Raw genomic sequence first — 13966 nt, forward strand, 5'->3', positions numbered from 1 at the left:
GCCGGGCGGCGGCTCCCGGCCCGGGGTGCCCGGGCGGCCGGGGTCCAGGTGGCCGGTGCTTCGGCGGCTGGTGCCCGCACGGCTGCTGCCCGCCTCCGAGCGGGTGCGGCTGACCGCGCTGTACGGGCTGCTGCTCCTGCTGGCCGGCGGCGGGCTGGTGGCCCTGGTGTACGTCCTGGTGCAGCAGGGCCTGCTGGGCAGCGTGATCACGGCCGTGCGGACCGCCGGCCCGGCCCGCCCGAGCCAGGGGCCGGTGGTCGCCCTGCCCGAGTTCCAGCCGGCGCAGAAGCTCCCGCCGGGGGCCCTGACCGCCGAGGAGCTGAACACCTACCGGTACACGCAGAACCTCTCCCAGGTGGTCACCGACACCGCGCTGCACCGGCTGCTGGTCTACTCGCTGATCGCGCTGGCCGTCTTCGCGGTGCTGTCGATCGCGCTGGCCTGGTGGATGGCGGGGCGGGTGCTGCGGCCGGTGGCGGTGATCACCGAGACGGCCCGGCGGCTGTCGGGCGCCAACCTGCACGAGCGGATCGACCTGCCGGGGCCGCCGGGCGAGCTGAAGCGGCTGGCCGACACCTTCGACGGGATGCTGGGGCGGATGGAGCAACTGGTCTCGGCCCAGCGCCGGTTCGCCGCCAACGCCGCGCACGAGCTGCGGACGCCGCTGGCGGTGCAGCGGGCGGCGGCCGAGATCGGGCTGGCCGGCGACCCGGACCCGGCGAAGGTGGCGCGGATCCGGGAGCGGCTGATCGGGCTGGCCGAGGAGAGCGAGCGGATGATCGAGGGCCTGCTGCTGCTCGCCGCGTCCGAGGAGGGGCTGGAGGCCACCGAACCGGTCCGGCTGGACCGCACGGCCGCGGCCGGGCTGGCCGATGCGGCGGAGGCGGCCGGGGCGCGGGGCGTCACGGTGACGGCGGCGCTGGGGCCGCTGACCGTGGCGGGGGATCCGGTGCTGCTGGAGCACCTGGTCGGGAACCTGGTCGGGAACGCGGTACGGCACAACCGGGACGGCGGGAGCCTGGTGGTGACCACGGGGCCGTCGGGGCTGACGGTGACGAACACCGGGCCGGTGATCGCCCCGGAGGACGTCCCCCGCCTGCTGGAGCCCTTCCGCCGCCGGGCCCCCCGTCAGGGCTCGCCGGCGGAGGGCGTCGGCCTGGGCCTGTCCATCGTCGCGGCCATCGCCCGCGCGCACGGCGCCACCCTCACGGCCGAGGCCAACCCGGCCCCGGGCGGCGGCCTGACCGTCCACCTGTCCTTCCCGCCGGACGGCGGCGCCGCCTGAGAGCCGGGGCGGCCCGCGCCGCGGACCCCGGTGCCACCCGTATCCGCCCCTGAAAGCTGCGCCCCGCCCCTTGCCTGACGGACCGTCAGGTATGAGCATGGGGCGCGCAGAGGTGACGGGACGTCAGAAGGCAGGGGGCCGGACATGGCACGCGTGTTTCCGCAAGGCCGGCTGGTGTACGGGATGCAGCTCCCGATCCAGTCGCAGAGCGCCATCTACGCCGAGCCCTGGGAGGCCACCGCCACCCCCCACGACCTGGCCGAGATCGCCCGCGCCGCCGAGCGGGCCGGCTTCGGGTACCTCGCCTCCTGCGACCACGTCGCCATCCCGCGCCGCCTCGCCGACGGCATGAGCACCGTCTGGTACGACCCGGTCGCCACCCTGGCCTTCCTGGCCGCCGTCACCGAGCGGGTCCGGCTGCTCAGCCACGTCGCGATCGTCGCGCTGCGCCACCCGCTCCTCGGCGCCAAGCAGTACGCCACCCTCGACCACCTCTCCGGCGGCCGGCTGATCCTCGGCGTCGGGGCCGGGCACGTCCAGGAGGAGTTCGAGGCGCTGGGCGTGGACTTCGCCCGCCGCGGCCCGCTGCTGGACGAGACCGTGGACGCCCTCAGGGCGGCCCTCGGCCCCGAGGAGTACCCCGAGCACGAGGGCCCCTCCTTCGCCTTCAAGGACCTCGGGCAGCTGCCGAGGCCGGCCCAGGAGCGGATCCCGGTCTGGGTCGGCGGCTCCTCGCCGGCCGCGGTCCGGCGGGCCGCCGTCCGCGGCGACGGCTGGCTGCCGCAGGGCGACCCGCGCGGTGAACTCCCGGCCCAGATCGCCAAGATCCGCCGGCTGCGCGAGGCGGCCGGCAACGCGGACCCGATCGAGATCGGCGCCATCACCGAGCCCCTGTACGTCGGCGAGCCCGGCTGGGCCACCGGCCGCCGCACCCTGACCGGCAAGCCGGAGGCGCTGGCCGAGTCCCTGCGCGAGTACCGGGAGCTGGGCGTGGACCAGATCCAGGTCCGCTTCCGCAGTCGCGACCGCGCCGAACTCGTCGACCAGATCACCGCGTTCGGCACGGAGGTCGCCCCGCACCTCAACCCCTGAGGCCCGCCCGCCCCAGGCACCCACAACGACATACAAGGAGTACCCCCATGGGCAAGCTGGACGGCCGCGTCGTCGTCATCACGGGCGCGGCCCGCGGCCAGGGCGAGCAGGAGGCCCGGTTGTTCGCCGCCGAGGGCGCCCGGGTGCTGCTCGGCGACGTGCTGGACGAGCAGGGCGAGAAGGTGGCCAAGGAGCTGGGGCCGGACCGGGCCCGGTACGTCCACCTGGACGTGAGCCGGGAGGAGGACTGGACGGCGGCGGTGGCCGCCGCCAAGGACGCCTTCGGCGGCCGGATCGACGGGCTGGTCAACAACGCCGGCATCCTGCGCTTCAACGAGCTGACCGCCACGCCCCTGGAGGAGTTCCAGCAGCTGATCCAGGTCAACCAGGTCGGCGCCTTCCTCGGCATCAAGCACGTGGCCCCGGAGATCGCCGCGGCCGGCGGCGGCACCATCGTCAACACCTCCTCCTACACCGGCCTGACCGGCATGGCGTACGTCGGCTCGTACGCGGCCACCAAGGCGGCCATCGTCGGCCTGACCCGGGTGGCGGCCCTGGAGCTGGCCGCCAAGGGCATCCGGGTCAACGCGATGTGCCCGGGCGCCGTGGACACCCCGATGGCCAACCCGGCGCTGCTCGACCCGGACGGCCCCTCCGAGGAGGCCACCGCGGCCATGGCGGAGCTGTACAAGCGGGTGGTGCCGCTGGGCCGGGCCGGGCTGCCGGCCGAGGTGGCCCGCCTCGCCCTCTTCCTGAGCAGCGAGGACTCCTCGTACATCACCGGTCAGCCCTTCGTCATCGACGGCGGCTGGATGGCGGGCGTCAGCGTGCTCTGACGCCCCCGGGCAGGGCCGTGCGTCCCAGGTATCTGATGCACCGTCAGGTATTGACGCCCCCCGCCCGCAGTGGAACAGTCGACTTCATCGATCTGACGGATAGTCAGAAATCAGAGGACGGTGAACCCCCTTGGAATTCGGGCTCTTTGTTCAGGGCTACGTGCCCCAGGCGCGATCCCAGGTCGACCCCGAGGCAGAGCACAAGGCGCTGATCGAGGAGACCGAGTACGTCATCCAGGCCGACAAGTCCGGCTTCAAGTACGCCTGGGCCTCCGAGCACCACTTCCTGGAGGAGTACTCGCACCTGTCGGCGAACGAGGTCTTCCTCGCCTACCTCGCCCACGCCACCGAGCGGATCCACCTCGGCTCCGGCATCTTCAACCCGCTCGCCCCGGTCAACCACCCGGTCAAGGTGGCCGAGAAGGTCACCATGCTCGACCACCTCTCCAAGGGGCGCTTCGAGTTCGGCACCGGCCGCGGCGCGGGCAGCCACGAGATCCTCGGCTTCCTGCCCGGCATCGAGGACATGAACGGCACGAAGGAGATCTGGGAGGAGACCATCGCGGAGTTCCCCAAGATGTTCCTCCAGGAGGAGTACGAGGGGTTCCAGGGCAAGCACTGGTCGCTGCCGCCGCGCAAGGTCTTCCCCAAGCCGTACGGCAAGGCCCACCCGGCCATGTGGTACGCCGCCGGTTCCCCCTCCTCGTACGCGATGGCCGCCAAGAAGGGCCTGGGCGTCCTCGGCTTCAGCGTCCAGAAGGTCTCCGACATGGAGTGGGTGCTGGACCAGTACAAGACCGCGATCCGGGAGGCGAAGGCCATCGGCGCCTTCGTCAACGACAACGTCATGGTCACCTCGACCGCGATCTGCGCCGAGACCCACGACAAGGCCGTCGAGATCGCCGTCAACGCCAACATGAACCGCTTCCAGTCGCTGGTCTTCCGCTACCACGACACCTTCCCGCGGCCCGAGGCGATCCCGCAGTGGCCCGAGATCCTGCCCGAGTACAACGCCGAGATCATCGAGCTCCTGATCGCCGAGGAGCTGCTGATCTGCGGCGACCCGACCGAGGTCCGGGCCCAGTGCAAGCGCTGGGAGCAGGCCGGCGCCGACCAGCTCTCCTTCGGCCTGCCGACCGGCGTCTCCTACGAGGACACGCTGAACACGATCAAGCTGATCGGCGAGCACGTCATCCCGGAGATCGACACCGACCCGGTGCACCGGACCACGCGCTTCCGCCAGGCGGCGGGGGAGTAGGTCCCCAGGACGGGCGCGGCGTCTTCCCGGACCGCCGCACCCCCGGTCCCGGCGGAGGCGGCGGCCGCCTCCCGCCGGGACCCTCCGCGTGCCCGCCCGCGCCGGACCCTGCCGGCGCGGGCGCACGACCGGCCGACGAAGGGACGTCATGCTCGACCACCTGATCAAGGGCGCCACCGTCGTGGACGGCACCGGCGCCCCCGCCCGCCTCGCCGACGTGGGCCTGCGCGACGGCCGGATCGCCGTCGTCGCCGCGCCCGGCACCGTCACCGAGGAGGCCCGCACCAGCGAGGACGCGACCGGCCTGGTGCTCTGCCCCGGCTTCGTCGACCCGCACACGCACTACGACGCCCAGCTCTTCTGGGACCCGTACGCCACCCCGTCGATGAACCACGGCGTGACCACCGTCGCGGGCGGCAACTGCGGCTTCACCCTCGCACCGCTGCACCCGGACCGCCCCGAGGACGCCGACTACACCCGCCGCATGATGAGCAAGGTCGAGGGGATGGCCCTGGCCGCCCTCGAAGAGGGCGTGGACTGGAGCTGGCACTCCTTCGGCGAGTACCTGGACGCCCTGGAGGGCCGGATCGCCGTCAACGCCGGTTTCATGGTGGGCCACTGCGCCCTGCGCCGGCACGTGATGGGCGAGGCCGCCGTCGGCGGCCAGCCCACCCCGGAACAACTCGACGCCATGCTGGCCCTGTTGCACGAGGCGATGGCGGCCGGCGCCTGGGGCCTGTCCACCACCCAGTCCGCCACCCACTCCGACGGCGCCGGGCAGCCGGTCGCCTCCCGCCACGCGCTGCCCGCCGAACTCCTGGCGCTCTCCGCCGCGGTGGGCGAGCACGAGGGCACCCAGCTGGAGGCGATCGTGGCCGGCTGCCTCGACCAGTTCTCCGACGCCGAGATCGACCTCTTCGTCGAGATGAGCGCCGCCGCCGGCCGGCCGCTGAACTGGAACGTCCTCACCATCGACGCCGCCGTCCCCGAGCGGGTGCCCCGGCAGCTGACCGCCAGCGAGCGGGCCCGCAAGTCCGGCGGCCGGATCGTCGCCCTCACCATGCCGATCCTCACCCCGATGAACATGTCCCTGGGCACCTTCTGCGCCCTCAACCTCATCCCCGGCTGGGGCGAGGTGCTGGGCCTGCCGGTGCCCGAGCGGATCGAGCGGCTGCGGGACGCCGGGGTCCGCGCCGAACTGCTGCGCCGCGCCGACAGCAAGGAGGCCGGGGTCTTCCGCCGGCTCGCCGACTTCGGCCGGTACGTCATCGGCGACACGTACAGCGAGGCGAACGCGGGCCTCACCGGCCGGGTGGTCCGGGACATCGCCGCCGAACGCGGCCAGGACCCCTTCCACTGCCTGGTGGAGATCTGCGCCCACGACGAGCTGCGGACCGTCCTGTGGCCCATGCCCACCGACAACGACCCGGCCACCTGGGCGCTGCGGGCCGAGACCTGGCAGCACGAGGACGTCATGCTCGGCGGCTCCGACGCCGGCGCCCACCTGGACCGGATGTGCGGCGCCCCGTACACCACCCGCTTCCTGGGCGACTGCCTGCGCGGGCGGAAGCTGGTCCCGCTGGAGCAGGCGGTGCGGATGCTCACCGACGACCCGGCCCGGCTCTTCGGCCTGCGCGAGCGCGGCCGGATCGCCGAGGGCTGGCACGCGGACCTGGTCCTCTTCGACCCCGAGCGGATCGAGGCCGGCCCGGCGACGCTGGTGCACGACCTGCCGGGGGACAGCCCCCGGCTCGACTCCCGGGCCATCGGCGTGGTCTCGGTACGCGTCAACGGCGTGGAGACCATCCGCGACGACCGGGTCACCGGGGCGGTGCCGGGCACGGTGCTGCGCTCGGGCCGCGACACCAGGACGGTGAGCACGCGATGAGCGGGCGGCCGACGGACCAGGGGAGGGTGGGCACGCGATGAGCCAGGAGCCGCAGGACCTCTACATCGGCGGCCGCTGGACGGCTCCCGACCACGGCCACTACGAGGTGGTCGACCCGGCCGACGAGTCCGTGGTGGGCCTGGCCCCCGAGGCCTCCCGGGCCCAGGTCCACGAGGCGGCCGCGGCCGCCCGGGAGGCCTTCGAGAGCTGGTCGCGCACCACCCCCGAGGAGCGGGCCGCGGTCCTGGACCGGGCCGCGGACATCATGCAGCGGCAGTACGAGCCCTGGGCGCGGCTGGCCCAGCAGGAGACCGGCGCGCCCACCGGCATCGCCCGGGGCATGCAGGTCGGGGTGGGCGTGACCCGCTTCCGCCGGTACGCCCGCGGCGCCCTGGAGCCGGTGGAGAAGGGGCTGCCCCCGCAGGTCACCGAGGCCGGGCCGATGGGGAAGGCGTCGGTGCTGGGCGCACTGGAGGTGCGCCAGCCGGTGGGCGTGGTCACCTGCATCACCTCGTACAACAACCCCTGGGCCAACCCGGCCGGCAAGGTGGCCCCGGCGCTGGCGATGGGCAACACGGTGGTGGTCAAGCCGGCCCCGCAGGACCCGCTGTCGGTCTTCCGGATGGCCGAGGCGCTGCACGAGGCGGGCGCCCCGGCGGGGGTGGTGAACGTGGTCTGCGGCTCGGCGCTGGAGGTCGGCGAGGCGGCGGTGGACTCGCCGGAGGTGGACATGGTGTCCTTCACCGGCTCCACGGGCGTCGGCCGGAAGATCGCCGAGGTGTGCGGCCGGGGCATGAAGCGGCAGCTGATGGAGCTGGGCGGCAAGGGCGCGGCGCTGGTCTTCGACGACGCCGACCTGGACTCCGCGGTCCTGGGCATCGGCACCACCTTCTCCTTCTACAGCGGTCAGATCTGCACCGCCCCGACCCGGGTGATCGCCCAGCGCGGGATCTACGAGCAGCTGATCGAGAAGCTGACCGGCTACCTCTCCTTCATGAAGGTGGGCGATCCGGCGGCGCAGGGCACGGTGGTCGGCCCGGTGATCTCGGCCGCGCACCGGGACCGGGTGGAGTCGTACGTCGAGCTGGGCCGCAAGGAGGGCGCGCGGGTGGTGGCCGGCGGCGGCCGCCCGGTGGTCGGCGAGGGGAGGGGCTTCTACGTGGCCCCGACGCTGCTGGCGGACTGCACCCCCGACATGCGGGTGGTCCGGGAGGAGATCTTCGGCCCGGTGGTCGTGGTGGTCCCCTTCGACGACGAGGAGGAGGGCGTCCGGCTGGCCAACGACAGCGACTTCGGGCTGATCGACTACGTCTGGTCGGGGGACGTGGCCCGGGCCTTCCGGGTGGCCCGCCGGCTGCGCGCGGGCGGGGTGGGCGTGAACACCATCGGCCGCAACATGGAGGCGCCGTTCGGCGGCTTCAAGATGAGCGGGGTGGGCCGGGACGTGGGCTCGTACGCGCTGCACGCCTACAGCGAGGTGCAGTCGATCGTCTGGCCGGGCTGAGAAAATTGCCACAGGAAACTTTTGAAACGGGCAAACCGGACACGGCTGCGGTTTCCGCATAACGGAACACCGTGTCCGGTCCCGTTGAAACTTCACCTATCCGCGTGGTGAACCTTGGTTTACGAGACCATGGAGGCGAGAGGGGTCGAGATTCCAAGGTCTTCCGCCGTGTGGATAACCGGACTTAGGTCTTCCGGATAGGGAAATCGCAGCGTCTAACGTCCCTATCCATGACACAGCTGGACGTACGGCCCCAGGTCGGAGACACGGTAAGCGGCGGGGCCGGTGGCGGCACCGGCCCCCAGGACGTCCGCGGCAAGGGCCTGGGCAAGGGATCCGTCGGCCTGCTGGGCAGCGCCGTCATCGGCATCTCCACCGTCGCCCCCGTCTACTGCCTGACCTCCACCCTCGGCTCCACCGCCGGCGAGGTCGGCGTCCAGATGCCCGCCGTCTTCCTCGCGGGCTTCCTGCCGATGCTGCTGGTCGCCTTCGCGTACCGGGAGCTCAACAAGGCCGTCCCGGACTGCGGCACCTCCTTCACCTGGACCGTCAAGGCCTTCGGCCCCAAGGTCGGCTGGATGTGCGGCTGGGGCCTGGTCATCGCGACGATCATCGTCCTGTCCAACCTGGCCGGCGTCGCGACCTCCTTCTTCTGGCTGCTCGCCGGCGAGATCACCGGTGATCCGGGGATCGCCGCCCTCGACGACAGCAAGCCGGTGCACATCCTCACCTGCCTGGCGCTGATCGCCCTGGCCACCGCCATCAGCTACCGCGGCATGACCGCCACCAAGGGCATCCAGTACGCCCTGGTCGGCCTCCAGCTGGTCGTCCTCGCCGTGTTCGTCGCGCTGGCCCTCCAGAAGGCCTCCGCCGGCACCTTCGACACCGGCCTCGACTTCTCCTGGCAGTGGCTGAACCCCTTCGCGGTCAAGTCCTTCGCGTCCTTCACCGCCGGGCTCTCGCTCTCGATCTTCATGTACTGGGGCTGGGACGCCTGCCTGGCCACCAACGAGGAGACCACCGGCTCCGCCAAGACCCCCGGCCGCGCCGCCCTCGTCGCCATGGTCGTGCTGGTCGGCTCGTACCTGGCCACCGGCATCGCCGCCCAGATGGTCGTCGGCTCCGGCACCGCCGGCCTGGGCCTGGGCAACCCCGAGACCTCCGACAACGTCTTCGCCGCGCTGGCCGGCCCCGTCATGGGCCCCGCGCTCGGCGTGCTGCTCTTCGTCGCCGTGCTCGCCTCGGCCACCGCCTCGCTCCAGACCACCTTCATCCCGGTCGCCCGCACCGTGCTGGCCATGTCCACGTACGAGGCGCTGCCCGCCTCCTTCGCCCGGGTCCACCCCCGCTTCAAGACCCCCGGCAAGGCCACCGTCACGGCCGGCGTCGCCACCGGCGTGTTCTACACGGTGATGACCCTGGTCAGCGAGAACGTCCTGGTCGACACCATCTACGCCCTCGGCCTGATGATCTGCTTCTACTACTCGCTGACGGCCTTCGCCTGCGTCTGGTACTTCCGCCGGGAACTCACCCGCTCCGTCCGCGACCTGGTCTACAAGGCCGTCTGCCCACTGCTCGGCGGCCTGCTGCTGACCACCGTCTTCGTCAAGACCCTGGTCGACACCTGGCACCCCGACTACGGCTCCGGATCCTCGGTCCTCGGCGTCGGCAGCGTCTTCGTCATCGGCGTCGGCCTGCTCGCCCTCGGCCTGGTCGTCATGACCGTCACCGCCCGCCGCAGCCCGGCCTTCTTCCGCGGCGAGGTGCTGACCAAGGAGACCCCGGCCCTGGTGGTCGAGGACTGACCGGCCGGCCCGTACCGCGGATCCCGTGACGGGGGACCGCGCCGTCAACCGCCGTGTCAGCACGGACGCCCGGTACCGCCGATCGCGGTACCGGGCGTCCGGCGTGCGGTGACCCTCCCGCGGCGGCTTCGTTGTGCCCGGCATGAACGTCAAGAACACCAAGAACCTCTCGGCCCCCGTCAAGCGCGTCGCCGCCGCGCTCTCCCTGGCCGGCGCCGCCCTCGGCCTCGCCGCCACCGGAGCCCAGGCCGCCCCGCTGCCCGACCTGCCGCCGGTACCGCTGGCGGGCATGCCCGACATCACGCAGATCCCCACCGCGGGCGTGCCGGACCTCAGTGCCGTCACCCAGTCCAAGCTGCCCCCGCTGCCCGGCAACGAGGTCACCGCCCGGGTGACGGACGTCGTCCAGCACCCGGACGAGGCCATGGAGCAGGCCGAGGTCGCCACCGTCGCCGCCGACGAGGCCCTGGGCACCACCCTCGCCGGCTCCGGCCCCGCCCTGACCCCGCCGCTCCAGGCCGTCCAGGGCGTCGCCGAGGAAGGCCTGACCGGCCTCTAGGCGGCCCGCCTCCGCACGCCACCACTGCGGCCCTCCCCCGTGAGGGCCGCAGCGGCGCGTCCGGGCCGCCGGCCCCGGTGACCCGCGGGATCCGCCCGCTCTCCCGGAGGAGCCCCGTGCGGGTGGAGCCGCGGTCCGGTGTACCGGCCTTCCGGCCATCGGAAGATTACGGCCGCAGGCCTGAAACGTTCGCCCAACGACGGGTTGAACTCCACTCCCACCAGCGGTGATCCTCCCTGTACAACCAGGGGTGATCCCCCGGTACCACCAGGGGTGTACGCGGGGAGGACGGACGTGGCGGCGCTCGTACGGGCCGGTCTGGCACCGGACACCGGTGCGGGCACCGGTGCGGACACGGATCCGGGCACCCCGCCGCCGCTGCCGGCCGAGGAGGCGTGACCGCACCGATGACCACCGTGCTCGTCGTCGACGACCAGTTCCTGATCCGCTCCGGCCTCGTCGCCCTGCTCGCCGCCGCCCCCGGCTTCGAGGTGGTCGGGGAGGCCGCCGACGGCGCCGAGGCCGTCCGGCTGGCCGTCGAGACCCGCCCCGACGTCGTCCTCATGGACGTCCAGATGCCCGGCGACCTCGACGGCATCGGCGCCACCGAGCAGATCCTCGCCCGCACGCCCCCCGGCACCGGCCCCAAGGTGCTGATGCTCACCACCTTCGACCTCGACACGTACGTCTACGGAGCGCTGCGCGCCGGTGCGGCCGGCTACATCCTCAAGGACACGCCCCCCGACCGGCTGCTGGCCGCCATCAACACCGTCCACGGCGGCGAGATGCTGTTCAGCCCCACCGCCCTGCACCGCCTCATCGACGCCTGCGCCCCGCCCCCGGCCGCCGCCGCCGGCCACCCCGGCCTCGACACCCTGACCCCGCGCGAACGGCAGGTCCTGGGCCTGGTCGGCGAGGGGCTGGACAACGCCGACATCGCCGCGCGGCTCTTCCTCAGCGCCGCCACGGTCAAGACCCACGTGCACCGCTGCATGAGCAAGCTCGGCCTCTCCAGCCGCGCCCAGGCCGCCGTCCTCGCCCACCGCACCGGCCTGCTCCCCGGCCCCTCCGACGGGGGCCCCGCCCCGGCCTGACGGGATCGCCGAATTCCCTTGCAGGGCCGCTGGTTCGCGAGGATCCTGTGCGCTGTGTCCGCGCGGCGCACATCGCCGCTCGGGGCCGTCGTCCGCGCGGAGCTGGGGGAGAACCGCATGGCCAAGCGCGAGGAAACCGAGATCTCCGTCAGCCGCCGGGTCCTGTGGATCGGGGCCGAGGCCTACCCGCTCAACAACATCGCCCGGGCCACCACCGTCCGCGTCGAACCGGACCGCAAGAAGGCCGCCGCCCGCTTCGGCAAGTCCCTCTTCGTGGCCGCCGCCCTCGCCGTCGGCGCCGCCACCGCCCTGCGCCAGGCGGACCTCGGCGACTCCGAACGCGAGCAGTACCTGCGCGGGGTCACGATCACCTTCGCCGCGCTCGGCGTGCTCTTCCTCCTGCAACTCCTGTCGGTCGTGCTGCGGCGCACGTACTACGCCCTGGTCATCGAGACGGCCGGGACCCCGCGCACCGCCCTGGTCACCACCGAGCAGGCGCTGGTCCACGAGCTGGTCCGCAAGATCATGGCGGCCATCGACGACCCCCACATGTCCTTCAGGCAGACGGTCACCAACTACTACGGGCAGGTCGGGGACAACATCAACGTCTTCGGCCGGAACAACACCGGGAAGGTGGGCAACAGCCAATGACCGGCGGCGACAACTACTACGGCCAGGTCGGCGACAACATCAACGTCTACGGCCGGGACAACATCGGCAAGATCGGCCACCAGTACAACGCCCCCCGGGACACCGGGCCCGCCGCGCAGGCCGCGCTCGAGGAACTGCTCGCCCTGATCGCCGAGTTGCGCACCCGGGTCCGCCCGGACGACCGGCAGGTCCTCGACGAGTCCCTGGACACCCTCAGCGGCGAGCCCGCCGACCCGGGCGCCTTCCGGCGCGCCCTCGGCGCGGTCTCCGGCATCGCCCAGCTCGTGGGCGAGCTGGGCGTCCCGGTCGCCGCCGCGGTCCGGCGGGTCGTCGAACTCTTCGGGGTGTAGCGGCCCGGCGGGCGGCCGGGTCCACCGTCCGGGGAGTGGCGGGCCCGAGGCCCCGGCCTGGAACAAGCCACTCTCGATCGAGCGGGGTCCGGCCGGCCGCCGGGCGGCCCTACCATCCACCCCATGGCGAACCCCTGGCCGTTCCACGGCCGTGCGGCGGAGCTGGAGCGGGTGGCGCGGGCCCTCGGAGAGGGCCGGGGCGCGACCGGGGTGCTCCTGGCCGGCCCGCCCGGGAGCGGCAAGTCCTGGCTGCTGGCCGAGGCCCGGCACGCCCTCGAACGCACCGGCCGCACGGTCCTCGTCGCCGACGCCTCCGAAGAGACCCGCAGCACCCCCCTCGGCGCCCTCAGCCCCCTCCTCCCCGTCCTCGTCCCCGAGCGCGGCGCCCTGAACCTCCTGCGCTGGGCGGCGGAGGTCCTGTTGGAGGAGGCGACGGGGGTGGGGGCCGGGCGGGTGCCGGTGCTCTGTGTGGACGACGTGCACCTGATGGACCCGCTCTCCACCGCACTGGCGCGGCGGCTGGTCCGCGAGGGGCGGCTGGGCCTGCTGGCCGCCGGGGAACTGCCGCCGGGGCTGCGGCGGTTGTGGGAGGACCGGCTCGCCGACCGCATCGACCTCGCCCCCTTCAGCCGGGAGGAGACCGAGGCGCTGCTCGCCCGCCGCGGGGTGGACCGGCGGGCCGCCCGCCGCTGGTACGAACGCTCCCGCGGGCACCCGCTCTTCCTGCGCGAACTCGCCCTGAGCGGCGAGGAGCTGCCGGCCCGCGTGGTCGAGTACGTCCAGACGCGCACGGGCCCGCTGCGGGAGCTGCTGGAGGTCATCGCCTTCGCCGAACCGGTGGCGGCCGGGGCCCTGGCCGAACTGGTCGACCCGGTGGGGCTGGAGGCGGCCGAGGCGGCCGGGCTGGTGACCGTCGAACCGTACCTGCGGTGTGCGCACCCGCTCTACGCCGAGGTGCTGCGGGACCGCTGCCCCCGGACCCGGGCCCGCCGGCACCGGCGGGCGCTGGCCCGGGTGCTGGGCGGCCCCGGGCTGCTGGCCGGCGCCCGGCGCGCCTGGGCCGCCCACGACGGCCCGGCCACCGTCCGGCTCGCCGCGGCGGCCCGCGAGGCGGGGGCGGGGATCTCGGCGGCCCTCCTGCTGGCGGCGGCCCTGATCTGGGCCGAGCGGTACGGGGAGGCCGAGGCGGTCCTGGCCGACTGTGCCGCCCTCCCCATGGGCGAGGGGGACCGCGCCCGCCACGCCGTACTCCACGCGTACGCCCTGAGCTGGGGCATGCGCCGCTTCACCGACGCCGAACGCGTCCTGGCGGAAGCCGAACCGGCCCTGGGCGCCGCCGAGATGATCGCCCGCCGAGTAGCCCTCAAAGGAGCCGCCGAAGACTACCGAGGCGCCCTGGACCTCGCAGCCACCGCCGCCGCCACCTTCCCCCCGGGGGTCCTGCCACCCCCGCTGGGGGTGCCCTCTGCCCCTCGGGGCGCCGCTCCCGAAGGCGCTGCCGCCCCTGCAATTCCAGCCCCGCCGGGGGCAATTCCAGCCCCGCCGGGGGCAAATCCAGCCTCGCCTGGGGCAACTCCAGCCCCGCCTGGGGGTCCCCCCGGACGGAGTCTGGGGGAGTTTGAGGCGCGGGGGTTTGGGGGCAGC

The 13966-nt window shown here is 73.6% G+C and carries 12 protein-coding genes; all 12 read left to right on the plus strand.

Annotated elements, in window-relative coordinates; genetic code table 11:
• The first annotated feature begins 55 nt into the window (after positions 1–55).
• Positions 56–1285, plus strand: coding sequence for an ATP-binding protein (locus tag AB0O40_RS29980; RefSeq protein ID WP_365048227.1), 1230 nt, complete (start codon positions 56–58; stop codon positions 1283–1285).
• Positions 1286–1429: 144 nt separating this feature from the next.
• Positions 1430–2377, plus strand: coding sequence for a TIGR03619 family F420-dependent LLM class oxidoreductase (locus AB0O40_RS29985; RefSeq protein WP_365048228.1), 948 nt, complete (start codon positions 1430–1432; stop codon positions 2375–2377).
• A 47-nt stretch (positions 2378–2424) separates the two neighbouring features.
• A complete protein-coding gene (locus AB0O40_RS29990) occupies positions 2425–3213 on the plus strand; it encodes a glucose 1-dehydrogenase (protein WP_365048230.1) in 789 nt (262 codons plus the stop codon).
• 130 nt (positions 3214–3343) lie between these two features.
• Entirely contained in the window at positions 3344–4471 is a 1128-nt protein-coding gene (locus tag AB0O40_RS29995; RefSeq protein WP_365048232.1) for an LLM class flavin-dependent oxidoreductase, read from the plus strand.
• A gap of 148 nt (positions 4472–4619) precedes the next feature.
• A complete protein-coding gene (locus AB0O40_RS30000; RefSeq protein ID WP_365048233.1) occupies positions 4620–6359 on the plus strand; it encodes a D-aminoacylase in 1740 nt (579 codons plus the stop codon).
• Between the two features lie 37 nt (positions 6360–6396).
• Complete coding sequence (locus AB0O40_RS30005) at positions 6397–7863, plus strand: aldehyde dehydrogenase family protein (protein ID WP_365048235.1); 1467 nt, start codon at positions 6397–6399, stop codon at positions 7861–7863.
• Positions 7864–8093: 230 nt separating this feature from the next.
• Positions 8094–9668 (plus strand): APC family permease, encoded by a 1575-nt coding sequence (locus AB0O40_RS30010; RefSeq protein ID WP_365048237.1) that lies wholly within the window; start codon positions 8094–8096, stop codon positions 9666–9668.
• Between the two features lie 142 nt (positions 9669–9810).
• Entirely contained in the window at positions 9811–10227 is a 417-nt protein-coding gene (locus AB0O40_RS30015; protein WP_365048238.1) for a hypothetical protein, read from the plus strand.
• 407 nt (positions 10228–10634) lie between these two features.
• Complete coding sequence (locus tag AB0O40_RS30020; protein ID WP_365048246.1) at positions 10635–11321, plus strand: response regulator transcription factor; 687 nt, start codon at positions 10635–10637, stop codon at positions 11319–11321.
• Between the two features lie 117 nt (positions 11322–11438).
• On the plus strand, positions 11439–11972 hold the full coding sequence (locus tag AB0O40_RS30025) for a DUF6232 family protein (RefSeq protein ID WP_365048240.1): 534 nt from the start codon (positions 11439–11441) through the stop codon (positions 11970–11972).
• The gene (locus tag AB0O40_RS30030) at positions 11969–12322 is read left to right on the plus strand and encodes a hypothetical protein (protein WP_365048242.1); all 354 of its coding nucleotides are present in this window, start codon (positions 11969–11971) and stop codon (positions 12320–12322) included. Before AB0O40_RS30025 ends, AB0O40_RS30030 begins: the two co-directional genes overlap by 4 nt.
• Positions 12323–12445: 123 nt before the next feature.
• Positions 12446–13966, plus strand: a 1521-nt coding sequence (locus tag AB0O40_RS30035) for an AAA family ATPase (RefSeq protein WP_365048244.1), incomplete at its 3' end; no start/stop codon positions are given.

Source organism: Streptomyces sp. NPDC089919, assembly GCF_040684615.1.
In the GTDB taxonomy this organism is placed as follows: Bacteria; Actinomycetota; Actinomycetes; order Streptomycetales; family Streptomycetaceae; genus Streptomyces.